Consider the following 25,388-nt stretch of genomic DNA (forward strand, 5'->3'; position numbering starts at 1 on the left):
TGGTGGGAGAGGGGGTGGTAGATAGTTACCGGCCAGTGCCGGGCAGCAGGGGCAATGGCGGGGTGATATCGTGCTCTTCCGGAGGCGCATCGTCGAAACCGGCGGGTACCTTGCCGCGCAGTTGCCAGGCGAAGGCGATGATCTCGGCAATGGTCAGGTACAGCGCCTCGGGTATTTGATCGCCCAGCTCCAGCCGTGCCAGCAGGCGTACCAGCTCGGCGTTTTCGTAGATCGGCACTTCGTGTTCGCGGGCGAGTGCAAGAATGGCCTCGGCCAGTTCCTCGTCGCCCTTGGCGGTGAGGGTCGGTGCCTGATGGCCGTCGTAGTTCAGCGCTATGGCTTGGCGTGGCGTCGTGTCGCTCATGCGGTTTCATCCACCCAGCGTTGTTCCATACGTGTGCGTGGCCCCTGCGGCGGAATGCCCGGGTAGCACTCCAGGTCGCCGACTTCCAGGCCCCGGGCCAGCAGGCGCTCGCGCAGCTCGCCAAGCTGGGTTTCGATCAACCGCGCGGTCTGCTCGCGCTCCGCCCATAACTGCCCGCTCAGGCGGCCCTCGCTCAGTTGCGCCTGTACTTGCATGGGGCCGAGCGGGGACAGGTCGAAGGCCAGCTCGATGCGCCACAGGGCTTGCCGAGGGTCTTGGGCTTTGTATTGGCGGTCGGCTTGTTGTTCCGGGGATTCTTCGCGTTGCAGTTTGACTTGCAGTGGGATGAAGTCCTGGCCGTGACGGATCGGCACTTCGGTTTGCCAGGTGGTCTGCAGGTTGCCGTTTTCCAGCGTGCCGGTTTGTTGCAGGCTGCTCATGGCGTGGCTCTGCAAGCGTGAAACGGCAGCAGCAGCCAGGCGCAGCAACTGTTGCAGGTCGCCCTCGTCCTCCAGGGCCTTTAGCAGTCGCGACGGTAACGGGAAAGCTCCCGGCTGCGGCTTGGGGCTGACCCGCTCGAGCATGCCCAGTGCGCTGCGCGCCAGTGCCGGCATGGTCACGGCCAGGCTGGCGGGGTTGAGATTGGTGGCGCCCGCCGCAAGGGCGGGAGCCTGGTCCATCAGCCGCAACAAATGCGCCTTGAGGTCGGTGGCGACGCTGGCGGTGGATCCACTCAGCAGCTTCGCCTCGAGAAAGCCGCCGCTGTTGTTCAGGGCCTGGGCCACTGCCTTGGCGTCGCCCAGTTGTCGGGCGTCCGGCAAGCCGGCCAGCAGGCGTTCGGCACTGGCGCGCAGGTCGCCATCGACGCTTGGGTCGCGGGTGAGTTGTTGCAGGGCGTTGAGCAGGCCTGGCAGCGAGGCTTGGCGGTTTTGTTGGGTCAGCAGCTGTTGGGCAATGCTGAGTTGGTCCTGCCTGCCGCTGAGCGGCACGAAGCGCAATGACTGATCGCCCTGCACCAGGGCGCTGAGCAGGCTGCCAATGGCCAGCGGGCGCGGGCTGTCGATGCTCAGTGTGGCACCGACCTGGGCACTGTTGAGCAAGCTGACCAGCGCCCGGTACACGGCCGGTTGGCCGGGTGCCTGGGCCAGCGGCTGGTTGGTCAGGACCTTGCCTTGCAGCAAGGTGCCGACCGGCACCTTGCTGGTGTCCAGCTGGGTGAGGGTGGACACCTGGCTGGCGCTGGCCTGTTGCAACATGATCGCCAGGCGATTGCTTTCGGTCTGGCTGACGGTGATCTGGCTGCCTTGGGGCAGCGGCTGGCTGGCGTTGGCCTGCAGCTGGGTCTGTGCGCCGTTGGCCTGCATCAGCCGTAGCACCAGCTGAAAGTCCTGGCCCGTCTGGCGCAACGATACAACCTCGGCTTGCGCGGTTTCGCCGGGGGCCAGCAGACCGGGCTGCGCCTGGGTCAGGCGCAGCAGTTCGCCGGTCATGCCTGCCTTCATGGTTTGGCTGCTGATCGCGTTTTGTGCGCCGAGACTATTGATTTCAGTCATGATTGTATACAACCTGTCGAGCCCGGCCTCTTGGCAGCGCGGCGGCGCGTGTAATAATGCCGAGCGCCCGTGGTTGCCAGTATAACGGCAGCGCGCGGGGCGACTTGAGACACAAGGGTTCTGGAGCGGTGTTTGCTGCTTCGCGGGTGAACCCGCTCCTACAGGGTTTTGTGCAGTATCCGAATACTGCGCCGAACCTGTAGGAGCGGGTTTACCCGCGAAACAGGCGACGCTGCTCCAAAGCCCTACTGAAGATAAGGCGAAACCGTGACCCTTCACCTCCAAGCCGCGGGCCTGGCCTGCGAGCGCGACTGGCGCCTGCTGTTCGAGCAGCTCGATTTCGAGCTGGGCGCCGGCGACATGCTGCAGATCAGTGGCCCAAACGGCAGTGGCAAGACCAGCCTGTTGCGCCTGCTGGCCGGGCTGATGCAGCCGACGGCCGGGCAGATTCTGCTGGGTGGCAAGCCACTGGCCGAGCAGCGACATGCATTGGCCAGTGCCCTGTTGTGGATTGGCCACGCCGCCGGCATCAAGGACTTGCTCACCGCCGAGGAAAACCTCACTTGGCTGTGCGCCCTGCACCAGCCGGCTAGCCGCGAGGCGATCTGGGCGGCGCTGGAGGCAGTCGGCCTGCGCGGTTTCGAAGACGTCCCCTGCCATACCCTGTCAGCCGGTCAGCAGCGCCGCGTGGCCTTGGCCCGGCTGCACCTGGCTTGCCCGCCCCTCTGGATTCTCGACGAGCCGTTCACCGCGCTCGACAAGCAGGGCGTGGCGCAGCTCGAAGCGCACCTGGCAGCCCACTGCGAGCAGGGCGGCACGGTGGTGCTGACGACTCACCACACACTGGAACGCAAGCCCTCCGGTTACCGTGAACTGAACCTGGGGCAATGGGCTGCATGAGCGTATTCATTTTGTTGCTGCGCCGCGAAGCGCGCCTGCTGTGCCGTCGCCCGGCCGAACTGGCCAACCCGTTGGTGTTCTTCGCCATCGTCGTGGCCATGTTCCCGCTGGCGGTCGGCCCGGAAAGCCAATTGTTGCAAACCTTGTCGCCCGGCCTGGTCTGGGTGGCAGCGTTGCTGGCAGTGTTGTTGTCGCTGGACGGTCTGTTCCGCAGCGATTTCGAAGACGGCTCGCTGGAGCAATGGGTGCTGTCGCCGCACCCACTGGCGCTGCTGGTGCTGGCCAAGGTGCTGGCGCACTGGATCTTTTCCGGGCTGGCGCTGGTATTGTTGGCGCCACTGCTGGCACTGATGCTGGGGCTGCCAAGCCATTGCCTGCCGGTGCTGCTCGGTTCGTTGCTGCTGGGTACGCCGGTATTGAGCTTGCTGGGCGCGGTGGGCGCGGCGCTGACAGTCGGCCTTAAACGCGGAGGTTTGTTACTGGCGTTGCTGATTCTGCCGTTGTATATCCCTGTATTGATCCTGGGCAGTGGTGCGTTGCAGGCGGCGTTGCAAAATATGCCGGCAACCGGCCATCTGCTCTGGCTCGCCAGCTTGACGGCCCTGGCCGTTACCCTGGCACCCTTTGCGATAGCGGCCGGCCTGAAGATCAGCGTCGGCGAATAACGAGTCCCGGGCTCTCAAGCCCGGCAAATACCCTGGATGTACCCTGATGAAAATAAGCTGGACGTGGTTCCACAAGCTGGGCTCCCCGAAATGGTTCTATGCCATCAGTGGCCGCATGCTGCCGTGGCTGGCCGGTGCTGCCGTGCTCCTGCTGCTGGTCGGTATCACCTGGGGCCTGGCCTTTGCCCCCCAGGACTACCAGCAAGGCAACAGCTTCCGCATCATCTATATCCATGTGCCAGCGGCGATGCTGGCGCAGTCCTGCTATGTGCTGCTGGCGGTGGCCGGGGTGGTGGGGCTGGTGTGGAAGATGAAACTGGCCGACGTCGCCCTGCAATGTGCTGCGCCCATTGGCGCCTGGATGACCGCCGTGGCGCTGGTTACCGGCGCCATCTGGGGCAAGCCGACCTGGGGCAGCTGGTGGGTATGGGATGCCCGCCTTACGTCCATGCTCATCCTGCTGTTCCTGTACTTCGGCATTATTGCGCTGGGCCAGGCAATCAGTAATCGTGACAGTGCGGCCAAGGCCTGTGCGGTGCTTGCGATTGTCGGCGTGGTGAATATCCCGATCATCAAGTATTCGGTGGAGTGGTGGAACACCCTGCACCAGGGCGCCACCTTCACCCTTACCGAAAAGCCGGCGATGCCGGCCGAAATGTGGCTGCCGCTGTTGTGCACGGCGCTGGGTTTCTACTGCTTTTTCGGTGCGGTGCTGTTGCTGCGTATGCGCCTTGAAGTGCTCAAGCGCGAAGCACGTGCCAGTTGGGTCAGGGACGAAGTATTGAACAGCCTGGGGCGGAGGCCCGCACAATGAGCTTTGCCACTTTCGGTGACTTTCTCGCCATGGGCCACCATGGGCTGTACGTGTGGTCGGCCTATGGCATCTGCCTGGTGGTGCTGGCACTGAATGTCGCCTCGCCATTGCTGGCTCGTCGTCGCTATTTGCAAGAAGAGGCGCGCCGTTTGCGCCGGGAGGACAACCAGTGAATCCGCAGCGCAAGAAACGCCTGTTGCTCATCGTCGGCCTGTTGGTCGGCGTCGGGGTTGCCGTCGGCTTTGCCTTGAGCGCATTGCAGCAGAACATCAACCTGTTCTATACACCAACCCAGATCGCCAACGGCGAAGCGCCGTTGGACACGCGCATTCGCGCTGGCGGCATGGTCGAGAAAGGCTCGGTACAGCGCTCGGCCGACTCGCTGGACGTGCGTTTCGTGGTTACCGACTTCAACAAGTCGGTACCCATCACCTACCGCGGCATCCTCCCCGATCTGTTCCGCGAAGGGCAGGGCATCGTCGCCCTTGGCAAGCTCAATGCCGAAGGGGTGGTGGTAGCCGATGAAGTGCTGGCCAAGCATGATGAGAAATACATGCCGCCCGAGGTCACCAAGGCGTTGAAGGAAAGCGGCCAGGCCGCTACCGGCGCAGAGGCCAAGCCATGAACGCAGCGCTGATAATCCCCGAACTGGGCCAGTTGGCGATGATTCTGGCCATCTGCTTTGCCGTCGTGCAGGCCAGTGTGCCGCTGCTGGGCGCGTGGCGTGGCGACAGCCTGTGGATGAGCCTGGCGCGGCCGGCAGCCTGGGGGCAGTTTGCCTTCCTGGTGTTTGCCTTTGCCTGCCTGACCCATGCCTTCATGACAGACAATTTCTCGGTCGCCTATGTGGCCAGCAACTCCAACAGCGCCTTGCCCTGGTACTACAAGTTCAGTGCGGTGTGGGGCGCCCATGAGGGTTCGTTGCTGCTTTGGGCGCTGATCCTCGGCGGCTGGACCTTTGCCGTGTCGGTGTTCTCGCGGCAGTTGCCGCAGGTGATGCTGGCCCGCGTACTGGCGGTAATGGGCATGATCAGCGTGGGCTTCCTGAGCTTCCTGATCATTACTTCCAACCCGTTCCAGCGCCTGCTGCCGCAGGTGCCGACCGATGGTCGCGACCTCAACCCGCTGTTGCAGGACTTTGGCCTGATCGTGCATCCACCGATGCTGTACATGGGCTACGTGGGCTTCTCGGTGGCCTTCGCCTTCGCCATCGCCGCCTTGCTTGGCGGCCGGCTGGACGCGGCCTGGGCGCGCTGGTCGCGGCCGTGGACCATCGTTGCATGGGCGTTCCTTGGTGTCGGTATCACCTTGGGTTCGTGGTGGGCCTACTACGAACTGGGCTGGGGTGGCTGGTGGTTCTGGGACCCGGTGGAAAACGCCTCGTTCATGCCTTGGCTGGTGGGCACCGCACTGATCCATTCGTTGGCGGTGACCGAGAAACGCGGGGTGTTCAAGAGCTGGACCGTGCTGCTGGCAATTGCCGCATTCTCGCTGAGCCTGCTGGGTACCTTCCTGGTGCGTTCCGGCGTGCTGACCTCGGTGCATGCGTTTGCCGCCGACCCGTCACGCGGCATTTTCATCCTGTTTTTCCTGCTGTTCGTGGTCGGCGGGTCGCTCACGCTGTTCGCCCTGCGCGCACCGGTGGTCAAGAGCCAGGTCGGTTTCGCCCTGTGGTCCCGTGAAACGCTGCTCCTGGCCAATAACCTGGTGCTGGTGGTGGCGGCTTCGATGATTCTGCTCGGTACCCTGTACCCGCTGGTGCTCGATGCCCTGACCGGTGCCAAGCTGTCGGTCGGCCCGCCCTACTTCGACGCCTTGTTCCTGCCACTGATGGCGCTGCTGATGGTGGTGATGAGCGTGGGCGTGGTGGTGCGCTGGAAGGACACCCCGGGCAAATGGCTGGCCAGCATGATGACCCCGGTGTTGATCGGCAGTGCCATCCTTGCCCCGGTTGCCGGCTTTATCGTCGACGACTTCGATTGGCCAACACTGACGGCCTTCGCCCTGGCTGCCTGGGTAGTACTTGGCGGGCTGCGTGACATTTTCGACAAGACCCGCCACAAGGGCCTGGTCAAAGGCCTGCCGGGCCTGGGGCGCAGCTACTGGGGCATGCAACTGGCGCACCTGGGCCTGGCGGTGTGCGCGCTGGGCGTGGTGCTGTCCAGCAACAACAGCGCCGAACGCGACCTGCGCATGGCGCCGGGCGAAAGCGTGGAACTGGGTGGCTACCACTTCCTGTTCCAGGGCGCCAAGCACTTCGAGGGGCCGAATTTCATCTCTGACAAGGGCACCGTCGTGGTCAGCCGCGAGGGTCGTGAAGTGACCACACTGCACCCGGAGAAGCGCCTGTACACCGTGCAACAGTCGATGATGACCGAAGCGGGCATCGACGCCGGCTTTACCCGAGACCTGTACGTTGCGCTTGGTGAGCCACTGGAGAATGGCGCCTGGGCTGTGCGCGTACATATTAAGCCTTACGTCCGCTGGATCTGGCTGGGCGGTCTGTTGACCGGCCTGGGCGGGTTGCTGGCGGCCCTCGACCGGCGCTACCGCGTCAAGGTCAAGACCCGGGTGCGTGATGTCCTGGGCGTGTCTGGAGCAGCTGCATGAAGCGTTGGATCATGGTAGTGCCCCTTGCAGTGTTCCTGCTGGTGGCGGTGTTCCTCTACAAGGGGCTTTTCCTCAAGCCCGACGAGCTGCCTTCGGCAATGATCGGTAAACCGTTCCCGGCGTTTTCCCTGGCTTCGACACAGGGGGACCGTACCCTGACTCAGGCTGACTTGCAGGGCCGCCCGGCACTGGTCAACGTGTGGGCCACCTGGTGTCCGTCGTGCAAGGTCGAGCACCCGTACCTGAACCAGCTGGCACAGCAGGGTGTGGTGATCCATGGCGTCAACTACAAGGATGACAACGCCGCCGCGCAGAAGTGGTTGGCCGAGTTCCACAACCCCTACCAGCTGGATATTCGTGACGAGCAGGGCAGCCTGGGCCTGGACCTTGGGGTGTATGGGGCGCCGGAAACCTTCCTTATAGACGCCAAGGGCATCATCCGCTACAAGCACGTGGGCATCGTTGATGCCACGGTCTGGCGTGAACAGCTGGCGCCGTTGTACCAGGGCCTGATCGACGAGGCCAAGCCATGAAGCGCTGGCTGGCAGCTGCAGTGCTGGGCATGAGCCTGGCCGGTGTGGCCAAGGCGGCTATCGACACCTACCAGTTTCGCGACGAGGCCGAGCGCGAGCGTTACCAACAGTTGACCAAGGAACTGCGCTGCCCCAAGTGCCAGAACCAGGATATTGCCGACTCCAACGCGCCGATTGCTGCCGACCTGCGCCGGGAGATCTTCCGCATGCTCGGCGAAGGCCAGAGCAACCAGCAGATCATCGACTTCATGGTCGACCGCTACGGCGACTTCGTGCGTTACAAGCCGGCGCTCAGCGCGCGTACCTGGCTGCTGTGGTTTGGCCCGGGGATCTTGCTGGTCGGTGGCTTCGTGGTGCTGGCGGTGATCGTTCGCCGGCGCCGTGGCACGGCCGCGCAAGGCGCCGATGAGTTGTCTGCCGAAGAACGCGAGCGTCTCGCCAAACTGCTGGAAAAAGAACAGACCCATGATTGAATTCTGGCTTAGCGCGGGCCTGCTGCTGCTCGCTGCCCTCAGCTTTTTGCTGCTCCCGATCCTGCGTGGCCGCCGTCGCCAGCAGGAAGAAGACCGCACGGCCCTGAACGTGGCCCTTTACCAGGAACGCATCGCTGAACTGGCGACCCAGCAAGCCGCCGGTGTGCTCGATGAGGCGCAGATGGCCAAGGGCCGGGACGAGGCTGCCCGCGAGTTGCTGGCCGATACCGAAGGCGCCGAGGCCCCGCGCCAGGGGCATTTGGGCAAGGCCCTGCCGCTGCTGGCGGCAATGCTGGTACCGCTGATGGCGCTGGGGCTGTACCTGCATTTTGGCGCGGCCGACAAGGTGGCGCTGACCCAGGAATTTGCCGAGGCACCCAAGTCGATGGAAGAAATGACCACGCGCCTTGAGCGCGTGGTGCAGGCCCAGCCGGATTCGGCCGAGGCCATGTATTTCCTCGGCCGGGCCTACATGGCCGAGCAGCGTCCGGCCGATGCCGCGCGTACGTTCGAACGGGCCGTGGCCCTGGCTGGGCGCCAGCCCGAGCTGCTGGGGCAGTGGGCCCAGGCCCTGTACTTTGCCGCCAACAAGCAGTGGAGCCCGCAATTGCAGGCGCTGACTGACGAAGCGCTGAAGGCGGACCCCAACGAGGTGACCAGCCTGGGCCTGCGCGGTATTGCTGCGTTTGAAGGCGAGCGTTATCAGGAAGCCATCGACTACTGGAAGCGCTTGCTGGCGCAGTTGCCAGAAGGTGATACATCGCGTGCTGCCCTGCAGGGCGGTATCGACCGCGCCGCCGAGCGCCTGGGTGGCGCGCCAGCGCAGGCTACCGAACCTGCACCTGTGGCGGCTCGCCTGAAAGTGCGTGTGGAGCTGGCGGATGCTTTGAAGGACAAGGTCAAGCCGGACGACACGGTGTTTATCTTCGCTCGCGCCAGCAATGGCCCGCCGATGCCACTGGCGGCCAAGCGGGTGACCGTGGCGCAGTTGCCGATCGAGGTGGAGTTGTCTGATGCTGATGCGATGATGCCGCAGATGAAACTGTCGCAATTTGCCGAAGTCCAACTGGTTGCACGTGTTTCACGCGCGGGTCAGCCTACCCAGGGTGAATGGATTGGCCGGGGTGCTCCGTTGCCTAGCGCCACCCGGGCTACCCAGCGCCTGACCATCGACACTCCAGACCAGTAAGAGAGCAATGCCATGCATAGCACCGTCCGCCTGACCCTGATTACCCTGGCCTTGGGTTTGTCTGCGTGTACGGTGCACGAGCCGTACGAGCAGCCCGCGCCACCTATCGAGCGTGTGCCGCCGTCGGGGCCGGTGGTCAAGCCCTTGCCGGGCGGGCAGCCTTCCACTCAGCCGAGCAAGCCGGCAGCGATACCCAAGCCCATGCCACGTACCTCGGCCAGCTTTGCGCCACCGCCTGGTGGGGCAAGCCACTGGGATCCCAGGCTGGGTGTATATGTGTTGGAGAAGCAGCCCAATACCTTCTACCGGCAGCGTACCTACTATCGGTTCGATAACGGCTGGAGCTGGTCGTTGAGCCCGAATGGGCCTTGGCAGGAAACTGACAGCAGCGGTGTACCAGGTGGGTTAGGGCGGGCGTTCGCACAGTAACGCTGTTTCTGTATTTACTTCTGCTTCTGCTTCTGCTTCTGCTTTTGCTTTTGCTTGTAAGCGCGCGATAGTTCAGGCGACGCAGATTGCGACTTCAGGAGGCCGAGCGCAGGGCTTGCGGAGGGAGGTGACGGGCATGGATGCCCGTCAAGCGCTGGGCCCCAGGATGGGGCCTGCAGCGCGGTCCTCCCGGGAGCAAGACCGTAGCGAGGGAACCCCGGAGCGTAGCGCAGGGGCCGGATGATGGGAGCGCAGCGTTTTTTGGTTACTTTTTGTCGCGTTTGACAAAAAGTGACCCGCCGTAAGGGCGGAAAGGTGACTATGCGCCACCTGCGTGAATGAATACCTACTCGATGTGGATGCCCACATCCAAGAAGCAAGAAGCAAGAAGCAAGAAGCAAGAAGCAAGAAGCAAGAAGCAAGAAGCGAACTCGTCTGTTTTGACTCAGCGAACAGTCCATTCGCGATGGCGACACGGACTCACCTTTTCGCCCTTACGGCGAGTCACTTTTTGTCAAACGCGACAAAAAGTAACCAAAAAACGCTGCGCTCCCATCATCCGGCCCCTGCGCTGCGCTCCGGGGTCCCCTCACTCCGGCCTTGCTCCCGGCAGGACCGCGCCGAAGGCCCCATCCTGGGGCCTCAGCGCTTGACGGGCATCCATGCCCGTCACCTGCCTCCGCAAGGCCTGCGTTCGGCCTCCTGAAGTCGCGAAGATCAAGATCAAGATCAAGATCAAGATCAAGATCAAGATCAACAGCAACAGCAACAGCAACAGCAACAGCAACGCAGCAACAGCACAGTACAGTTTTGCCTTGTTATTTCCATTGACTGTACCGGTCGGTGACTCCGCATAATGACGCCTCGAATTTACCCGGAGGTGGCATGCGCAAGACAGTCCTGGTACTGGTGGAAACCGTCGACGATTACCTGCCCATGCTGGAACAGGCCGGTTACCACCTGATCCGTGCCCCTTCGCCGCAACTGCGCGCCGATGCCATTCATCGCCACGCCGAAGAAATCGATGCGGTGCTCACCCGTGGTCCGCTGGGGCTATCCGCCGCCGAAATTGACGCATTACCCAGATTGCAGATCATCTGCGTGATCGGCGCCGGCTACGAGCAGGTCGACCTTGCCGCCGCCGACGCCCGCGGCATAACCGTCACCAATGGCGCCGGGGCCAACGCCGCAGCCGTCGCCGACCACACCCTGGCCCTGCTGCTGGCGCTGTTGCGCGACATCCCCCGTGCCGATGCCAGCACGCGGCGCGGTGAATGGAACCGGGTGATCAGCCCCTCGGTGAGTGGCAAACGCCTGGGCATTCTCGGCCTTGGCGCAGTGGGCCTGGCAATCGCCAAGCGGGCTCACTTGGGCTTCGACATGCGCGTCAGCTACCACAGCCGCACACCACGCCAGGGTGTGCCCTATACCTGGTACGACAGCCCCCGACAGTTGGCTGAAACCGTCGACATCCTGGTGGTTGCCACCCCCGGTGGTGCCAACACCCGGCATCTGGTCGATGCCCAAGTGCTTCAGGCTCTGGGGGCTGAGGGCTATCTGGTGAACATCGCCCGTGCCAGTGTGGTCGACACGCAAGCCCTGATTGCCGCATTGCAGCGTGGCCAGCTGGCTGGCGCCGCGCTGGATGTATTCGATGACGAGCCGGCAGTGCCCGATGCACTCAAGGCCTTGCCCAACACCGTGCTCACACCCCACGTGGCTGGCCAATCGCCAGAAGCCGCGCGCGACACGGTGGCCTTGGTGCTGCGCAACCTGCAGGCGTTCTTTGCCGGTGAGCCAGTTTTGACCCCGGTACGCCCGTAACCTTTTCCAGATATCTGCCCGGCAGCGCCCGGACAACAAGGAGTTTGTTCATGCAACTCGAAATATTCCAGGTCGATGCCTTTTCCACTGAACCGTTCGGTGGCAACCCTGCCGCAGTGATCCCGCTGGAAAGCTGGCTGCCGGACGATGTGCTGCAGCGCATTGCCGAAGAAAACAACCTGTCAGAAACAGCCTACTTCGTGCGCAACGGCGAAACGTTCGACTTGCGTTGGTTCACCCCCGCCGTGGAAGTCGACCTGTGCGGCCACGCTACTTTGGCTTCGGCCTATGTGTTGTTCGAGCAACTAGGGGAGCAGGCGCAAGTGCTGCGCTTCAACACCCGCAGTGGCGAGTTGCGCGTCAGCCGTGGCACTGATGGCCTGCTGGCCATGGACTTCCCGGCCAAGCAACCCGTAGCGGTGGACATGCCGGCGGGCCTGCTGCAGGCGCTGGGCTTGAGCCAGGCACAGGTGGTGTACCGTAGCGACGATTATGTGGTGGTGATCGACGACGCCTTGCTGCTCGATACGTTGAAACCAGACTTTGTTGCACTGTCGGCCTTCGACGTCCGTGGCATTGCCGTGACCGCGGCAGGGCGTGGCTTTGACTTCGTCACCCGCTGGTTCGGCCCGCGGGTTGGTGTGAATGAGGACCCGGTAACCGGCTCGGCGCACACTTCGCTGGCGCCGGTATGGGCCCAGAAGCTAGGCAAGAAGGTGCTGAGCTGCGAGCAGGGCGGGGCACGCAAAGGGCAATTGCAGTGTGAAGTGCCGGGCAATGGCCGCGTAATCATCAGTGGGCGGGCGGCGTTGTACCTGCGGGGCACTGTGTACATCTAGCATGGCGTGCGATGCGCTGCGGGGGGTCTATAATTGCTGGCCCATCTTTCCGTTCAAGGAGCCACCCATGGCCCTGGAAAAACACGGCACCTGCCTGTGCGGCGACACGCGGCTGACGGTCACCGTCGACAACACCCATATCAGCGCTTGTCATTGCAGCATGTGCCGCAAGTGGACCGGCGGCCCGCTGCTGGTGGTGCACTGCAGCAAGCCTCCGCTGATCGAAGGGCGTGCGCCCAGCGTCTACGACTCATCCGACTGGGCCCAGCGTGCTTTCTGTGGCCGCTGTGGTACGCACCTGTACTACCGGCTCAAGGCCAACGACTTCCATGCCGTGCCGGTCGGCCTGCTCGATGGCGACCACGCCTGGGATTTCGACCTGCAGATTTTCGTTGAACAGAAACCCGCGTGGTACTGCTTCGCCAACCAGACCAAGGAGCTGTCCGGCCAAGAGGTGTTCGAGCAGAACAGCTGATTCAACGTCATGTCTGTTCGGGGGTATTCCGTTGGCGAATGCCTCCATACAATTCTGCGTGAACTTGCCAAACCGGTGCATTCCTGAGAAAAGGGCGGTTTTGTTTTTCAGCGTTGGAGTGTACCCGTGAGCCAAGAACTGCAGATCATCGACCTGGTCGAGGGCGACGGCAAAGCCGCCGTCAAAGGCGCCCTGATCACCACCCAGTACACCGGCTGGCTGGCCGATGGCAGCGAGTTCGACTCGTCATGGTCGCGCGGTAAGCCGTTCCAGTGCGTGATCGGCACTGGCAGGGTAATCAAAGGCTGGGACCAGGGCCTGATGGGCATGCGCGTTGGCGGCAAGCGCAAGCTGCTGGTACCGGCGCACCTGGGCTATGGCGAACGCAGCGTAGGGGCGATCCCGCCGAATTCGGACCTGACCTTCGAGATCGAACTGCTGGAAGTGCTCACGCGGGATGATTGAGTGGGCACGTTGCAACCCGAGGTTCTTGCACCTTACACAATTGCGCAACACCCAGCCCCTAATCTAGGCCTTGCCTAGGGAACGGCATCCACCTCCAGGGAGGAACCAAACGGGTTCGGGGCACTCTGACCCTGACGCGTTGCCAGGGATGGCATTCACTACACGGGCGCCCTGCAATTGGCCGGGTGATGTGGCGGGTAAACCCGATTTTCTCTGCCACACGAGCCTGCCTTGATGAAGTTGCCAACATTCTTCCGCCGTCGCCGCCACTTGCTGCTGAGCCTGGTGCTCACAGCCTTCGCCGTACCATTGGCGCTGGAGGCTGTCGAAAGCCGGGCACGACCGGTGGATGGCACCCAGACCCTGGTATTTCTGCGTCATGGCGAGAAGCCGGGCGAGGGGCTCGGGCAGTTGAACTGCCAAGGCCTCAACCGTGCGCTGGACCTGGCCACTGTACTGCCCGAGCGCTTCGGCAAGGCCGACTACGTGTTTGCCGCCAACCCCACACGGCATGTCGAGGAAGGCAGCCGGGACGAAAGCTACAGCTACATCCGCCCATTGATGACCATCACCCCCAGTGCCATCCGCCTCGGCTTGCCGGTGAATATCGACTACGGCGCCAACGACACTGCTGAACTGGCCGATGAGTTGCTGAGCGACAAGTACCGCAATGCGACCATCTACACTGCCTGGTCCCACGGCTACCTGCCGGAACTGATCAACACCGTGGCCGGCAAGGCCTTGGGGGAGGAGCGGGTGGTCACCGAGGACTGGAGCGGCGAAGACTTCGACACGCTCTATGTACTGACCCTGACCTGGCAAAACGGCAAAGCCAGCCTGCTGAGCCGTAATGTGCGCCAGGGCCTGAATGACGGTGCGCATAGCTGCCCGACCTGATCCGCTGGTACTGTTTGGCAAGGAAGCCGGAACAGGGAAGGGCGATGAAACAGCGGGTAACGGTAATCGGTGGCGGAGTGGTGGGCCTGGCAACGGCTTACGCGCTGGTTCGGGAGGGGCGATCGGTTGATCTGATCGAGGCCCGCGACAACCTGGCGTCGGCCACCAGCTTTGCCAATGGCGGACAATTGTCTTATCGCTACGTGGCGCCGCTGGCTGATGCCGGAGTGCCGTGGCAGGCGCTGGGCTGGCTGTTGCAGGGCGAGTCGCCATTGCGGTTGCGCTTGCGCATGGACCCGGCCCAGTGGCGCTGGCTGCTGGCATTCACCCTGGCTTGCCGGCGTAGCGTCAATCGCCGTAATGCCGGGCAATTACTTGAGCTGGCGCTTTACAGTCAGGCCGTTCTGGCGCAATGGCGCGAGGAGCACAACCTGGGGGATTTTGCCTGGCGGCGCAATGGCAAGCTGGTGGCATTTCGCAGTGAACGGGCCTTTGCTCAAGGCCGGGAACAGTTGACGGACCCGACCAGTCAGCAGGTGCTGGCGGCTGCCGAGCTGCGCGGGCTGGAGCCTGCCCTGGATGGCGTACCGTTTGTGGGCGGTGTGTTCACGGCAGGCGAAGAGGTTGGCGATTGCCACTTGTTTTGCTTGCGGCTGGAGGCGCTGTTGCGCGCGTCGGGGCAGTGCCGTTTCCTGCTTGGCCGGCCAGTGACGCAATTGGTTCAGCGCCAGGGCCAGGTCGTGGCACTGCAACTGGGCGATCAGCAACTGGACGTGGAGCAGTTGGTGCTGTGTGCCGGGCATCGCGGCCCAGGCTTGGCATTACCGGGAGTGCAGATACCGGTTTACCCGCTGAAGGGCTACAGCCTGACCGCGCCGATCAGCGCCGGGCACCTGCCCCCTGAGGTGAGCCTTACCGACTATGAGCGCAAGATCGTCTATGCACGCCTGGGGCAGCAGCTGCGGGTAGCGGCGATGGTGGACATTGTCGGGTTCGATGAGTCGGTGGACATGCGCCGTTTGCAGAGCATGCGGCGGCTGGCGCTGGAGACGTTGCCAAGGGCGGCGGATTATGGCCAGGCGGTGGAGTGGGCGGGGATGCGGCCGGCGACACCGACCGGGGTGCCGATCATGGGTGGGACGGTGTACCGCAACCTGTGGCTGAACCTGGGGCATGGCGCATTGGGGTTTACATTGGCGTGCGGCAGTGCGCAGCGCCTGGTCAAGATGATGGGTTGTTAGTTACGGCCTCTTCGCGGGCACGCCCGCTCTCATCAAACAAAATACAACCCACTGTTTTCTAAGCACTCAAGCGGCCACCAGCTGATACCCCAGTTTCCGGGCTTTGCGGAGCAAAGCCCGGACCTGCCGGTCCTGGCTTCTGGTTTCGAACTCCTCAAGACCTTTTTCAACATAAGCCTGCTTCTTGGTTAAAAGGTTGTACACCAGACGTGCCAACTGATGCGCAGTGGCCTTGATGGCGCAGCTGGTATCCATTCGAGTCAGTCTGGCTCGGTGCGATGCACCAATGAAACCCTTGTCGTTACGGGCATTGGATGCAGCCTGCTTGAGTGCTTGAGCTGCTCGATTGACTATTTTTGGCCCACCACTTGCCAGTCGATGACCGCCGGAGATTCGAGTAGGGGGAGCCAGTCCCAACCAAGAGCAGAAGTGCTGTGAGGACGGGAAGCGTGATAGATCTGTACCGATCTCCCCTGCCAGCACTAATGCAGTGTCCACCCCAATGGTTGGAATTGCGGTTAGGTCCACGCCAAGAACTTTCCACAATGTCTGATGCAGTTCAGTCTGTTGGGCACTGTTTCGGTGCGGGCTCCGTAAAGGCTTATTGGATGGCTCTGGCTTGTTTTGCAGCACCGGCAACTGCTCTAACGCGGCTTTTATGGCGTCGTCACAATCAGCAATTTGCTGCTCCAGGAAGTCATAGGCAGCCAATTCCTGAGTTAGCGCATGCAAATGCTCGCGCCGCCAATTGCCATGAAGACTCCGAGCGACAGCCTCCTTGCCTGCCTTGATGCGGCGGTCGGTCAGTTCAGCCAGTTGCACTGGGTCCCGTTCACCTGCGCAGATGGCTCGCAAAATCTTCATGCCAGTTACGCCGGAAATATCACTGATGACATTGGCCAGCTGGATGTTCATTTGGCTCATGGCCTTTTGCATCCGGTTCAGCGTCTGCGCCTGGTCTTTCACTTTGGAAGCACGCTGCCTGACCAATGACCGGACGCAGCAGGTCAGATCATCGGGGCGGAATGCGCCTCTGAGCAGTCCATGAGTCATCAGCTGCCAAATCCACTGGCAATCCAGCACATCTGATTTACGGCCCGTGATTTGCCGAGTTGCTCTGGCATTGACGAGATAAACCTCAAAACCGCGCTCGCTGAGAATCTCGTAAATTGGAATCCAATAAACCCCCGTGGATTCCATGGCAACGACCTTGATCCCCAGGCTTTCAAGCCAGTTAGCCATCTTGAGCAGGTCGTCAGTAAAGGACGTGAACGACTGGACGGGATTTTCGTGCCGGGGATCGACCGCCACGAAATGCTCTCGACCACCGACATCGATCGCTGCGCAATCGGGATGGACGACGGTAAAGCGTTGCTTGGAAGGCTTGCGCGCCATGATGAATCCTCGCAGGATAAAGGGCGCGCGGGGCACACGGTGGCGAAAGGGTTCACTCTCTCATACGTGGTCACAGCTGAATCAGCTGATGCCTACAGGGACTTCACGCCGATACCGTGCGGATCACTCTCCCACGCGGGTGTGCGGACACACACCAGTGCTGGCTACGATCTCTGTCCCGCGCACACGAACCCTAACAAAGCAAAAGGCGGCTGGCCCTACCGGGCCAACCGCCTTTTCTTTTTCAAAATGTCAGCGTCGCTGCGGATCTAAAGCCGTACACCTCATGTTTGCTGCGCGACAGCGCAGCCCGGAAGGGCTGGGTGATCTCCCACAGGGACCCCACGGTATTCAGGCTTGTGGTGGTCCTGTAGCGGCTTTAGCCGCGAAGAGGCCGGTACAGGCGAAGGCTGTCTAGCGGCCGAAGCGCATCGGCCAGCCCACCACTTTCTTCGTCCGTGGCGTCGCATAGGTGCGCACTTTGGACGTGCTCAAACCCATGCGCACCAGCGATTCGGCAATGGTCACCGCTGCACTCACACCATCCACCACCGGCACGCCGGTGCGTTGGCGAATCTGCTCGTCCAGCCCGGCCATGCCGCCACAACCCAGGCAGATCACCTCGGCCTTGTCGTCACGCACGGCGCGTTCGGCCTGCCCGACAATCGCCTCCACGGCCCGCAGCGGGTCGGCTTCCAGTTCCAGCACCGCCAGCCCGCTGGCTCGCACCGAGGCACAGCGGTCATACAGGCCCGAGAGCTTCAGGCGGTCCTCGATCAGTGGCACGGTGCGGTCCAGCGTGGTTACTACGGAATAGGCGTGGCCCAGGTACATTGCCGTGCTGGCGGCGGCGTCGGTAATGTCCACCACAGGCACGTTGAGCAGTTCCTGCAGGCCTTCGCGGCCATGTTCGCCATAACCGGCCTGGATCACGGCATCGTAGGGCCCTTCAAAGGCCAGGACCCGGTCCATCACCGCGATGGCCGCCAGGTAGCTCTCGAAGTTGCCCTCCACCGATTCGGCGCCGAACCAGGGCGTGAGGCCGACGATTTCGGTGCCGGGTGCGGCCACCGCACGGGCCTGCTCGGCAATGGCGTGGGTAATGGCTTCGGTGGTGTTGACGTTGGCGATCAGAATACGCATGGGCAGTCCTCCTTGATTAATGGCCGCTGTGGTCGACGGCGATGCACTCGCCGCTGACGTCGTGGTAGTGGCGGTTACGTGGCGCGATCAGCAGGTACAGGGCGGCGGCGATGCCGGCACCGATCAGCCAGGAGAACGGCGCGATACCCTGGAAGTTGGGCACCAGGGCCAGCACGATGGCCAGCAGTGCGGCCGGCACGAAGGCGGCCACGGCGCGCAGGTTGATGCCCTTGCTGTAGTGATAGGCACCGGCCGGGTGCTCGGTATACAGCTCTGGCACGTTGATGCAGCCTTTGCGCAGCAACCAGTAGTCGGACATGATCACGCCGTACAGCGGGCCGAGCAGGGCGCCCAGGCCCGACAGGAAGTACACGATCACCAGCGGGCTGTTGTACAGGTTCCACGGCAGGATCAGCACCGCCAGGGTGGCACTGATCAGCCCGGCACGGCGGAAGTTCAGGTGGCGCGGCGCCAGGTTGCTGAGTACGAAGGCCGGGGCGACGAAGTTGGCCATGATGTTCACCGCCACGGTGACGATCAGGAAGGCCAGGCAGCCGAGCACCAGGAATGGCGTGCTGGGTATGGCGGCGACGATCTGCGTCGGGCTGTCGATGATGTGGCCGTTGATCTGGAACTGCGCGCCGCACAGCACCACGGTGATCACGGCGAACACCAGGATGTTCACCGGCAGGCCCCAGAAGTTGCCGACGCGGATGGTCTTGCGGCAAGGCGAGGAGCGGGCGAAGTCACAGAAGTTCAGCACCAGGGTGCCGTAGATCGCCAGCCACAGTGCGCCGCCGGCAAAGATGTTGCGCCACATCTCGTAGCCGGTCAGCGGGGTAGCCACCGACCAGGCAATGCGCGCGTCGGCCTTGAAGTACATGAACACCGCCAGGGCGGCGACGGTCAGCAGGATCACCGGCCCGGCAAAGGCCTCGTAACGGCGCACCATCTCCATGCCGTAGGCCAGGATCACCAGTTGTACCAGCCAGATCGACACGAAACACACCCAGCCCAGGCTCGACAGGCCGAGGATGCTGTCGTGGTCGTAGGCTGCCAGTTGCGGCCACACGGCGGTGAGCAGCACCCGCAGCACCACCGATGCCAGGTAGGTCTGGATGCCGAACCAGGCGATGGCGATGACGGCACGGATCAGCGCCGGTATCTGCGCGCCGTGGATGCCGAAGGCAATGCGGCTGATGACTGGAAACGGCACCCCGGTTTTTTGACCCATGTAACCCGACAGGTTCATGAAGAAGTACACCAGTGCCGCGCCGATGGCCAGCGACAACAGAATTTGCCAGCCACCCAGGCCGAGGGCGAACAAGCCCATGGCGAACGAATAGTTGGCGATATTGTGCACATCGTTTGTCCACAGCGCGAAGATGCTGTAGCCGCCCCAGCGACGGCCTTCCATTCGGGTTGGCGCCAGGTCGCGGTTATGCAGGCGCGGGCTGAGAACAAGGTCCGGCTGGTGACCGGCAAGCGTGGAACTCGGGTGTGTGCTGGCGACGGATTGTTCAGGGGCAAGGTCGAGGCTGCTACTCATTCCGGCGGGCTCCTGATGCACATGGACTGCGATGAGCGGGCATGCGCACGGGCTCGCCATCTCGTCGGTGCAGCGTTGGCATCACAGGGTTATGGGCGCGGCGGCCGACATTGGGTCGGCGTCGCGGATTCTTGTGTATCTATGTTTTGTTTAAGTTGTATACAAAACACGAACACACAAAAGCGAGTTCCATGCCAAGGGAAGCGCAGGTTTCAATAGGTGATCATTTCGAACTTATCTTGTTCAAAGGTAAGTTAATGAAATACAGAGAATATAAGTTGACCAAATGAACAAGTTATATTTTTTGAAAGATTGATTAGTTGATCATTTGGTCAAAATAACGGGTGGAAAGTGTGTAACGAATTGGGGCGCCACTGAAGAAAGTGCACACAAAAATGGCACCTATGGTTACGTTTTTGTGTACAAAAAATAGTCAGCTTTTCCTGTGCTGGCCTCTTCGCGGGCACGCCTGCGAGGAGGCCAGTACAGGGGCCAATCAATCCATTGGCGGCAACCGCCGCTTGACCGGGGTCTTCTTGATGATCGCGGTATTGGTCTCAGCCAGCACATTCATGAGGTCGAGCAGCGTGTCCAGCTGCTCCATCGAGCGCACATGCAGTCGGGCGACGAAGCAGTCTTCGCCAATGACCTTGTCGCATTCGGTGAACTCAGGGATGGCAATGATCTGGCGCTCCACTTCTTGCAGCTTCCCCGGTAGCGGACGGATGCGCACGATCGCCTGCAACTGGTAGCCAAAGGCGCGCGGGTCGACCTCCACGGTGTAGCCGCGCAGCACGCCACGCTCTTCCAGCCGGCGCAGGCGCTCGCTGACGCTGGGTGCGGACAGCCCGCTGACCTGCGCCAGCGCCTTGAGCGAGCGGCGCGAGTCCTCCATCAGTGCGTTGATCAATAATTGGTCAATGGCATCGGTCATGCTCACCTCATCAGGTAATTCGTGTTATTTGCCTTGATAGTAAAGGCAGACCCACGAATATGCCTTGGTTATCCGCTGGATGGCCAGCCTGCAGCCTTTGCATACTGTTGCCATTATCAAAGGGAGGTTTGAGATGGACAGTTCATTGCGCCGTGGCTCGCTGGAGATGGTCGCCGCCATGCTGATTTCCGGGACCATTGGCTGGTTCGTGCTGGTGTCCGGCCAGCCGGTGCTGGATGTGGTGTTCTGGCGCTGCGTGTTCGGTGCCGTGACCTTGCTGGCGATTTGCGCCGCGTTTGGCTTTCTGCGCCCAGGTGTAATCAGCCGCACGGCATTTTTGCTGGCGATTGCCAGTGGGGTGGCCATTGTCGGCAACTGGCTGCTTTTGTTTGCCTCGTACGCGCGGGCGTCGATTGCCATCGGCACGGCGGTTTACAACGTGCAGCCATTCATTCTGGTGGGGCTGGCGGCGCTGTTTCTGGGCGAAAAGATCACCTTGGCCAAGGTGACCTGGCTGAGTGTGGCGTTCCTAGGCATGCTGGCCATCGTCAGTGCCCATGGCGCTGGGCAAAGTAATGGCGAGGACTATCTGCTGGGGGTTGCCCTGGCGCTGGGGGCGGCATTCCTGTATGCAATCGCGGCGTTGATCATCAAGCGCCTGAGTGGCACGCCCCCGCACCTGATAGCGCTGATTCAGGTAACCACGGGTGTATTGCTGCTGGCGCCGTGGGTCACGCTTGGCGGGTTGCCGGTTGAAATGCCGGCGTTGGCCAGCTTGTTGACACTGGGGATGGTGCACACCGGCCTGATGTATGTGCTGTTGTACAGCGCCATCCAGCGTTTGCCCACGGCGTTGACCGGTGCGCTGTCGTTCATTTACCCGATTGCGGCAATTCTGGTGGACTGGGTGGCGTTCGGGCACCGCCTGGCGCCGCTGCAGTGGCTGGGGGTGGGGTTGATCCTGCTGGCGGCGGCGGGGATGCAGCAGGGGTGGTGGTTCCGCTCGGCGCGGCATCCTGTAGGCGCGGGTTTACCCGCGAAGAGGCCCGCAAGGTAGAATGCCGCTTTTTGCCAGCCTGCGATCCGCCATGACCTCGCCCATCGACACCCTTGAGCAACACCTGCTTGCCGCCCTTGACCCTGCCCCACAGGAAACCCGCCGCCTGTTTCACGGTCGCGGCCGCTGCTGGCCGGGCCTGGAGCAGGTCACCGTCGACTGGCTGCAGGGCGTGCTGTCGGTCGCCTTGTTCCGTGAGCCGGCCGAGGGCCAGCTGGCCGAACTGGAAACCATGCTGCGCAGCTTGGCCGAGCGCCCGCAGTGGACCGGTCAGGCAGTCATCATCCAGCACCGCTACCTGCCCGACAGCCCGGGCCAATGGCTGCTGGGCGAGCCGTGCCAGCAACGCGAAGTGATCGAGGACGGCCTGACCTACCTGCTGGATTTGGGCGTGCGGCAAAACAATGGCCTGTTCCTCGACATGCGCTATGGCCGCCGCTGGGTGCGCGAGCAGGCCGCGGGCAAGCGCGTGCTGAACCTTTTTGCTTATACCTGCGGCTTTTCCGTGGCAGCGATTGCCGGTGGTGCCGAGCAGGTGGTGAACCTGGACATGGCCAAATCGGCCCTGTCGCGAGGCCGGGACAATCACCGCCTCAATGGCCACGATGCATCACGGGTGGCGTACCTGGGGCATGAACTGTTCAAGTCGTGGGGCAAGGTGCGCAAGTACGGGCCTTATGACCTGATCATCATCGACCCGCCTACCTTCCAGCGTGGCAGCTTTGTGCTGACCCAGGATTACGCAAAGATCTTGCGGCGTTTGCCTGAGTTGTTGAGCGAAGGCGGGACGGTGCTGGCGTGTGTCAACGACCCGGGGATCGGGTCTGAGTTTCTGATCGAAGGCATGGCAGCGCAGGCGCCTTCGCTGGCTTATGTCGAGCGTCTGGAAAACCCGCCGGAGTTTCCGGACGTTGACCCGGCGGGGGGGCTGAAGGCCTTGGTGTTCCGCCGGGTTTGATGTTGCTTGTGCGTTACTGACCGGTATAGATCTGGTCAAACACCCCACCATCATTGAAGTGGGTCTTCTGCACGGTACGCCAGTCACCGAAGGTTTTCTCCACCGACAGGAAGTCCACTTTCGGGAAGCGGTCGGTGTACTTGGCCAGTACCGTTGCATCACGCGGGCGCAGGTAGTTGTTGGCGGCGATCTCCTGGGCTGCTGGTGACCACAGGTACTTCAGGTATTCCTCGGCCACGGCCTGGGTCCCCTTCCTGGCCACCACCTTGTCGACCACCGTCACCGGAGGCTCGGCTTCGGCCGATACGCTTGGGTAGACCACTTCGAACTGGTCGCGGCCAAACTCGCGGGCGATCATCTCGGCTTCGTTCTCGAAGGTGACCAGCACGTCACCGATCTGGTTGGTCATGAACGTGGTGGTGGCGGCACGGCCACCGGTGTCCAGCACGGGTGCCTGCTTGAACAGCTTGCCGACGAAGTCGCGGGCTTTGCTTTCATCGCCGCCTTGCTTGAGTACGTAGCCCCAGGCCGACAGGTAGGTATAGCGGCCATTACCCGAGGTTTTCGGGTTGGGTACGATCACCTGCACACCGTCCTTGAGCAGGTCGGGCCAGTCTTTCAGGGCTTTCGGGTTGCCCTTGCGCACGATGAACACAGTGGCCGAGGTGAATGGCGCGCTGTTGTTCGGCAGGCGGGTTACCCAGTTGTCGGGCACCAGCTTGCCCTTGTCTGCCAGGGCGTTGATGTCGGTGGCCATGTTCATGGTGATGACATCGGCCGGCAGACCATCGATCACCGCACGCGCCTGCTTGCTCGAGCCGCCGAAGGACATCTGCACGTTGACCTTCTCGTTGTGTTCGGCTTCCCAGTGCTTCTGGAAGGCCGGGTTGTAGTCCTTGTAGAAGTCGCGCATCACGTCGTAGGAAACGTTGAGCAGGGTGGGGGCGGCCTGGGCGAGGTTACCCAAGGCCAGGCCTGCGGCGAGCAGCGAGGCGGTGAAGAGCTTTTTCACGATGCTTCCTTGTTCTTGAAGGGTGTTGGGGCAGATTGCCAGCGACTATAGCGGGTGGCTTTATACGGGTTAAAGAACAAAAAATGCTTTGGTTATGCTTCTGCCCGTACCGGCCTCTTCGCGGGCATGCCCGCTCCCAGGCACGGTGTAATGCTCGGGCCTGTGGTAATCCTGTGGGAGCGGGCGCGCCCGCGAAAGGGCCTGTACAGGCACCGTCATTGCTTGGGAAACAACCCATTCCCACAGCGACAACAGAACGCCGCCCCATGTTCGTGGGTCTTCTTGTGGCAGGTCGGGCAATCATGCTGCAACTGCTCCCCGCGCATGGCATTGGCCAGCTCTGCCGTGAAGATACCGGTCGGCACGGCAATGATCGAATAACCGGTGATCATCACCAGCGACGAAAGCACCTGCCCCAGCGGAGTCTTCGGCACGATGTCGCCAAAGCCCACGGTGGTCAGGGTAACGATGGCCCAGTAGATGCCTTTGGGGATGCTGGTAAAGCCATGCTCAGGCCCTTCGATCACGTACATCAGCGTGCCGAACACGGTCACCAGCGTCGATACCGTCACCAGGAACACGATGATCTTCTGTTTGCTGCCGCGCAGCGCCTCCATCAGGTAATGAGCCTGCTTGAGGTACGGGCTGAGCTTGAGTACACGGAAGATCCGCAGCATCCGTATCACACGAATGATCAACAGGTACTGGGCGTCGCTGTAGTACAGCGCGAGGATCCCCGGCACGACCGCCAGTAAATCGACCAGGCCATAGAAACTGAAGGCATAGCGCAGCGGCTTGGGCGAGCAGTACAGGCGGGTGATGTATTCGGCCAGGAATATCGCGGTAAAGCCCCACTCGATGCCAGCCAGCAGGCCGGCGTAGCCTTGGTGTACTTCGTCGATGCTGTCGAGGATCACCGTGACCAGGCTGGCCAGGATGATCAGTAGCAGGATCTTGTCGAAGCGGCGACCGGCTACGGTGTCGGTCTGGAAAACGATGACGAAGAGCCGCTCGCGCAGACTCGCTGGGTTGTTCATTGGCTCGTTCCACAAAAGCGATGGGCTGAGCCTAGGGGTTGCGTTTCAGCTGTGCAAGCGGCTGGCGTTGCGCTGCCTGGGTTGTGCCAGGTAGCTGCCCAAGTGCATCAGCCAACAGGCGGCAACGAAGGGGGCGGTCAGGGCAGGCAGCGGCAACAGCTTGAACAGCGGTTGCAGCAGCAGGGCCAGGGCTACTGCCAGCAACGTCACCCATGGTTTTTCGCCCTGGCGGCTAAACGCCAAGGCTGCCAGCGCGGCGTTGAAGCCGCAAAGGCCTAACCATGCGGCCTGTGCCTGATCGGCGAGCAGGGCCACGCCGCCACCAATGGCCGAACCGATCACCGCCCACAACGCCGCATAGGGGTTGGCGATGAACATGCCGACGATGATCAGCAACCCGGCCAAGGGCTGGTCGAGCAGGAAGATCTGGCCCACGCCGCGGGCCAACGCATACAGCGGGTCGGCTTCGACGAAGCCGCTGGGCGAGGGGCTGGCGACCAGCAATGTGGCCCAGCCCAGCAATACGAAAGGGGAGGTGTAGGCAATCAGCAACTTGCCGCCACGCTTGCGCCACTGGTGGGTGATGATGCTGGACAGGCCGCCGGCGGCGATGATCAGTGGCGGCAGGATCGCCGACCAAGGCAGCACCGCGCTGATCAGGATGCCGATCAGCACGCCGTTGTAGCAGTACAGCCCCGCTTGGCGGTCGGCACGGTCATAGCCGCGTGCCTGGGCGGTGAGCAGGCCGGCCAGGGCGCCAAGCAGCGCGCCGCCGACCAGGTTGGGCGCCGTCAGCAGGATGGCCAGCAGGCAGCAAAGGCCGCACAGGGGGGTGCGCAGCAGCAGCACCTGGCTGAAGCCGTTGAGTAGCGCCGTGGCCCAGTCGGGGCACGGGTTGACGAAATTTTTGGTGTACATGGGGCAGTCAGTGAGGTTGATGGGGGAGCGGTGGGCCTCTTTGAGCCTCGATTTTCCGCGGTCGGGTAGTTCGGTATTCGGAGAGCGCTTTGCCCTCCAATCGCGATACAAGGC

Annotated in this window: 28 protein-coding genes; 19 read left to right on the forward strand and 9 right to left on the reverse strand. The window is 62.4% G+C overall.

Annotated elements, in window-relative coordinates; all coding sequences use genetic code 11:
* Nucleotides 1-25 precede the first annotated feature (25 nt).
* Together GST84_07775 and GST84_07780 are read right to left on the reverse strand one after the other, a co-directional pair.
* Nucleotides 26-364 carry a flagellar biosynthesis protein FlhB gene (locus tag GST84_07775; protein ID XGB12267.1) on the reverse strand — a complete coding sequence of 113 codons (339 nt, stop codon included), beginning with the start codon at nucleotides 362-364 and terminating at the stop codon, nucleotides 26-28.
* Nucleotides 361-1,917 (reverse strand): flagellar hook-length control protein FliK, encoded by a 1,557-nt coding sequence (locus GST84_07780; protein ID XGB12268.1) that lies wholly within the window; start codon nucleotides 1,915-1,917, stop codon nucleotides 361-363. Before GST84_07780 ends, GST84_07775 begins: the two co-directional genes overlap by 4 nt.
* A 267-nt stretch (nucleotides 1,918-2,184) precedes the next feature.
* On the opposite strand from GST84_07780, the gene ccmA reads away from it, so the two are divergent.
* From ccmA to GST84_07865, 17 genes are all read left to right on the forward strand, one after another.
* The gene (gene ccmA / locus GST84_07785; protein ID XGB12269.1) at nucleotides 2,185-2,817 is read left to right on the forward strand and encodes a cytochrome c biogenesis heme-transporting ATPase CcmA; all 633 of its coding nucleotides are present in this window, start codon (nucleotides 2,185-2,187) and stop codon (nucleotides 2,815-2,817) included.
* A complete protein-coding gene (gene ccmB / locus GST84_07790; GenBank protein XGB12270.1) occupies nucleotides 2,805-3,482 on the forward strand; it encodes a heme exporter protein CcmB in 678 nt (225 codons plus the stop codon). The genes ccmA and ccmB overlap by 13 nt, the downstream gene beginning before the upstream one ends.
* A gap of 46 nt (nucleotides 3,483-3,528) precedes the next feature.
* A complete protein-coding gene (locus GST84_07795) occupies nucleotides 3,529-4,296 on the forward strand; it encodes a heme ABC transporter permease (protein XGB12271.1) in 768 nt (255 codons plus the stop codon).
* Nucleotides 4,293-4,469 (forward strand): heme exporter protein CcmD, encoded by a 177-nt coding sequence (gene ccmD / locus GST84_07800; GenBank protein XGB12272.1) that lies wholly within the window; start codon nucleotides 4,293-4,295, stop codon nucleotides 4,467-4,469. Before GST84_07795 ends, ccmD begins: the two co-directional genes overlap by 4 nt.
* The gene (gene ccmE, locus GST84_07805) at nucleotides 4,466-4,921 is read left to right on the forward strand and encodes a cytochrome c maturation protein CcmE (protein ID XGB12273.1); all 456 of its coding nucleotides are present in this window, start codon (nucleotides 4,466-4,468) and stop codon (nucleotides 4,919-4,921) included. Before ccmD ends, ccmE begins: the two co-directional genes overlap by 4 nt.
* Nucleotides 4,918-6,906, forward strand: a complete 1,989-nt coding sequence (locus GST84_07810) for a heme lyase CcmF/NrfE family subunit (protein ID XGB12274.1) — start codon at nucleotides 4,918-4,920, stop codon at nucleotides 6,904-6,906. The genes ccmE and GST84_07810 overlap by 4 nt, the downstream gene beginning before the upstream one ends.
* Nucleotides 6,903-7,439 (forward strand): DsbE family thiol:disulfide interchange protein, encoded by a 537-nt coding sequence (locus GST84_07815; GenBank protein XGB12275.1) that lies wholly within the window; start codon nucleotides 6,903-6,905, stop codon nucleotides 7,437-7,439. The genes GST84_07810 and GST84_07815 overlap by 4 nt, the downstream gene beginning before the upstream one ends.
* Nucleotides 7,436-7,912 carry a cytochrome c-type biogenesis protein CcmH gene (locus GST84_07820; protein ID XGB12276.1) on the forward strand — a complete coding sequence of 159 codons (477 nt, stop codon included), beginning with the start codon at nucleotides 7,436-7,438 and terminating at the stop codon, nucleotides 7,910-7,912. Before GST84_07815 ends, GST84_07820 begins: the two co-directional genes overlap by 4 nt.
* On the forward strand, nucleotides 7,905-9,101 hold the full coding sequence (gene ccmI / locus GST84_07825; GenBank protein XGB12277.1) for a c-type cytochrome biogenesis protein CcmI: 1,197 nt from the start codon (nucleotides 7,905-7,907) through the stop codon (nucleotides 9,099-9,101). The genes GST84_07820 and ccmI overlap by 8 nt, the downstream gene beginning before the upstream one ends.
* A gap of 12 nt (nucleotides 9,102-9,113) precedes the next feature.
* Nucleotides 9,114-9,530: a hypothetical protein gene (locus GST84_07830; GenBank protein ID XGB12278.1), complete on the forward strand. Its 417-nt coding sequence runs from the start codon at nucleotides 9,114-9,116 to the stop codon at nucleotides 9,528-9,530.
* 662 nt (nucleotides 9,531-10,192) lie between these two features.
* On the forward strand, nucleotides 10,193-10,387 hold the full coding sequence (locus GST84_07835) for a hypothetical protein (protein ID XGB12279.1): 195 nt from the start codon (nucleotides 10,193-10,195) through the stop codon (nucleotides 10,385-10,387).
* 28 nt (nucleotides 10,388-10,415) lie between these two features.
* Entirely contained in the window at nucleotides 10,416-11,354 is a 939-nt protein-coding gene (locus GST84_07840; GenBank protein ID XGB12280.1) for a 2-hydroxyacid dehydrogenase, read from the forward strand.
* A 50-nt stretch (nucleotides 11,355-11,404) separates the two neighbouring features.
* Nucleotides 11,405-12,193 carry a PhzF family phenazine biosynthesis isomerase gene (locus GST84_07845; GenBank protein XGB12281.1) on the forward strand — a complete coding sequence of 263 codons (789 nt, stop codon included), beginning with the start codon at nucleotides 11,405-11,407 and terminating at the stop codon, nucleotides 12,191-12,193.
* A 67-nt stretch (nucleotides 12,194-12,260) separates the two neighbouring features.
* Nucleotides 12,261-12,668 carry a GFA family protein gene (locus GST84_07850; protein XGB12282.1) on the forward strand — a complete coding sequence of 136 codons (408 nt, stop codon included), beginning with the start codon at nucleotides 12,261-12,263 and terminating at the stop codon, nucleotides 12,666-12,668.
* A 126-nt stretch (nucleotides 12,669-12,794) separates the two neighbouring features.
* A complete protein-coding gene (locus GST84_07855) occupies nucleotides 12,795-13,133 on the forward strand; it encodes an FKBP-type peptidyl-prolyl cis-trans isomerase (GenBank protein XGB12283.1) in 339 nt (112 codons plus the stop codon).
* 234 nt (nucleotides 13,134-13,367) lie between these two features.
* Nucleotides 13,368-14,030, forward strand: a complete 663-nt coding sequence (locus tag GST84_07860) for a histidine phosphatase family protein (GenBank protein XGB12284.1) — start codon at nucleotides 13,368-13,370, stop codon at nucleotides 14,028-14,030.
* Nucleotides 14,031-14,074: 44 nt separating this feature from the next.
* On the forward strand, nucleotides 14,075-15,271 hold the full coding sequence (locus GST84_07865) for an FAD-dependent oxidoreductase (protein ID XGB12285.1): 1,197 nt from the start codon (nucleotides 14,075-14,077) through the stop codon (nucleotides 15,269-15,271).
* A 66-nt stretch (nucleotides 15,272-15,337) separates the two neighbouring features.
* On the opposite strand, the gene GST84_07870 is transcribed toward GST84_07865, so the two are convergent.
* The 4 genes from GST84_07870 to GST84_07885 all read right to left on the reverse strand — a co-directional run bounded on the left by GST84_07870 (nucleotide 15,338) and on the right by GST84_07885 (nucleotide 20,292).
* Nucleotides 15,338-16,666, reverse strand: coding sequence for an IS110 family transposase (locus GST84_07870; protein XGB12286.1), 1,329 nt, complete (start codon nucleotides 16,664-16,666; stop codon nucleotides 15,338-15,340).
* A gap of 414 nt (nucleotides 16,667-17,080) precedes the next feature.
* A complete protein-coding gene (locus GST84_07875; GenBank protein XGB12287.1) occupies nucleotides 17,081-17,809 on the reverse strand; it encodes an Asp/Glu/hydantoin racemase in 729 nt (242 codons plus the stop codon).
* A gap of 16 nt (nucleotides 17,810-17,825) precedes the next feature.
* The gene (locus GST84_07880; GenBank protein XGB12288.1) at nucleotides 17,826-19,358 is read right to left on the reverse strand and encodes an NCS1 family nucleobase:cation symporter-1; all 1,533 of its coding nucleotides are present in this window, start codon (nucleotides 19,356-19,358) and stop codon (nucleotides 17,826-17,828) included.
* 496 nt (nucleotides 19,359-19,854) lie between these two features.
* Complete coding sequence (locus GST84_07885) at nucleotides 19,855-20,292, reverse strand: AsnC family transcriptional regulator (protein ID XGB12289.1); 438 nt, start codon at nucleotides 20,290-20,292, stop codon at nucleotides 19,855-19,857.
* 133 nt (nucleotides 20,293-20,425) lie between these two features.
* On the opposite strand from GST84_07885, the gene GST84_07890 reads away from it, so the two are divergent.
* Nucleotides 20,426-21,349 carry an EamA family transporter gene (locus GST84_07890; protein XGB12290.1) on the forward strand — a complete coding sequence of 308 codons (924 nt, stop codon included), beginning with the start codon at nucleotides 20,426-20,428 and terminating at the stop codon, nucleotides 21,347-21,349.
* A gap of 1 nt (nucleotide 21,350) precedes the next feature.
* Nucleotides 21,351-22,307 (forward strand): methyltransferase, encoded by a 957-nt coding sequence (locus GST84_07895; GenBank protein ID XGB12291.1) that lies wholly within the window; start codon nucleotides 21,351-21,353, stop codon nucleotides 22,305-22,307.
* 13 nt (nucleotides 22,308-22,320) lie between these two features.
* Here the strand turns inward: GST84_07895 and GST84_07900 are convergent, their stop codons facing one another.
* From GST84_07900 to GST84_07910, 3 genes are all read right to left on the reverse strand, one after another.
* Entirely contained in the window at nucleotides 22,321-23,319 is a 999-nt protein-coding gene (locus GST84_07900; GenBank protein ID XGB12292.1) for a sulfate ABC transporter substrate-binding protein, read from the reverse strand.
* 215 nt (nucleotides 23,320-23,534) lie between these two features.
* On the reverse strand, nucleotides 23,535-24,356 hold the full coding sequence (locus GST84_07905; protein XGB12293.1) for an ion transporter: 822 nt from the start codon (nucleotides 24,354-24,356) through the stop codon (nucleotides 23,535-23,537).
* Nucleotides 24,357-24,401: 45 nt separating this feature from the next.
* Nucleotides 24,402-25,274, reverse strand: a complete 873-nt coding sequence (locus GST84_07910) for an urea transporter (GenBank protein XGB12294.1) — start codon at nucleotides 25,272-25,274, stop codon at nucleotides 24,402-24,404.
* Nucleotides 25,275-25,388: the final 114 nt, after the last annotated feature.

It is taken from the genome of Pseudomonas putida (genome assembly GCA_041879295.1).
In the GTDB taxonomy this organism is placed as follows: domain Bacteria; phylum Pseudomonadota; class Gammaproteobacteria; order Pseudomonadales; family Pseudomonadaceae; genus Aquipseudomonas; species Aquipseudomonas putida_Y.

Excerpts from the sequence above, each read along its gene's own strand:
- GST84_07775 (XGB12267.1), bottom strand. The coding sequence starts at position 364 with ATGAGCGACACGACGCCACGCCAAGCCATAGCGCTGAACTACGACGGC.
- GST84_07780 (XGB12268.1), bottom strand. The coding sequence starts at position 1,917 with ATGACTGAAATCAATAGTCTCGGCGCACAAAACGCGATCAGCAGCCAA.
- ccmB (XGB12270.1), top strand. The coding sequence starts at position 2,805 with ATGGGCTGCATGAGCGTATTCATTTTGTTGCTGCGCCGCGAAGCGCGC.
- GST84_07795 (XGB12271.1), top strand. The coding sequence starts at position 3,529 with ATGAAAATAAGCTGGACGTGGTTCCACAAGCTGGGCTCCCCGAAATGG.
- ccmD (XGB12272.1), top strand. The coding sequence starts at position 4,293 with ATGAGCTTTGCCACTTTCGGTGACTTTCTCGCCATGGGCCACCATGGG.
- GST84_07810 (XGB12274.1), top strand. The coding sequence starts at position 4,918 with ATGAACGCAGCGCTGATAATCCCCGAACTGGGCCAGTTGGCGATGATT.
- GST84_07815 (XGB12275.1), top strand. The coding sequence starts at position 6,903 with ATGAAGCGTTGGATCATGGTAGTGCCCCTTGCAGTGTTCCTGCTGGTG.
- GST84_07820 (XGB12276.1), top strand. The coding sequence starts at position 7,436 with ATGAAGCGCTGGCTGGCAGCTGCAGTGCTGGGCATGAGCCTGGCCGGT.
- ccmI (XGB12277.1), top strand. The coding sequence starts at position 7,905 with ATGATTGAATTCTGGCTTAGCGCGGGCCTGCTGCTGCTCGCTGCCCTC.
- GST84_07830 (XGB12278.1), top strand. The coding sequence starts at position 9,114 with ATGCATAGCACCGTCCGCCTGACCCTGATTACCCTGGCCTTGGGTTTG.
- GST84_07835 (XGB12279.1), top strand. The coding sequence starts at position 10,193 with ATGCCCGTCACCTGCCTCCGCAAGGCCTGCGTTCGGCCTCCTGAAGTC.
- GST84_07840 (XGB12280.1), top strand. The coding sequence starts at position 10,416 with ATGCGCAAGACAGTCCTGGTACTGGTGGAAACCGTCGACGATTACCTG.
- GST84_07845 (XGB12281.1), top strand. The coding sequence starts at position 11,405 with ATGCAACTCGAAATATTCCAGGTCGATGCCTTTTCCACTGAACCGTTC.
- GST84_07850 (XGB12282.1), top strand. The coding sequence starts at position 12,261 with ATGGCCCTGGAAAAACACGGCACCTGCCTGTGCGGCGACACGCGGCTG.
- GST84_07860 (XGB12284.1), top strand. The coding sequence starts at position 13,368 with ATGAAGTTGCCAACATTCTTCCGCCGTCGCCGCCACTTGCTGCTGAGC.
- GST84_07865 (XGB12285.1), top strand. The coding sequence starts at position 14,075 with ATGAAACAGCGGGTAACGGTAATCGGTGGCGGAGTGGTGGGCCTGGCA.
- GST84_07870 (XGB12286.1), bottom strand. The coding sequence starts at position 16,666 with ATGGCGCGCAAGCCTTCCAAGCAACGCTTTACCGTCGTCCATCCCGAT.
- GST84_07875 (XGB12287.1), bottom strand. The coding sequence starts at position 17,809 with ATGCGTATTCTGATCGCCAACGTCAACACCACCGAAGCCATTACCCAC.
- GST84_07880 (XGB12288.1), bottom strand. The coding sequence starts at position 19,358 with ATGAGTAGCAGCCTCGACCTTGCCCCTGAACAATCCGTCGCCAGCACA.
- GST84_07885 (XGB12289.1), bottom strand. The coding sequence starts at position 20,292 with ATGACCGATGCCATTGACCAATTATTGATCAACGCACTGATGGAGGAC.
- GST84_07890 (XGB12290.1), top strand. The coding sequence starts at position 20,426 with ATGGACAGTTCATTGCGCCGTGGCTCGCTGGAGATGGTCGCCGCCATG.
- GST84_07895 (XGB12291.1), top strand. The coding sequence starts at position 21,351 with ATGCCGCTTTTTGCCAGCCTGCGATCCGCCATGACCTCGCCCATCGAC.
- GST84_07905 (XGB12293.1), bottom strand. The coding sequence starts at position 24,356 with ATGAACAACCCAGCGAGTCTGCGCGAGCGGCTCTTCGTCATCGTTTTC.
- GST84_07910 (XGB12294.1), bottom strand. The coding sequence starts at position 25,274 with ATGTACACCAAAAATTTCGTCAACCCGTGCCCCGACTGGGCCACGGCG.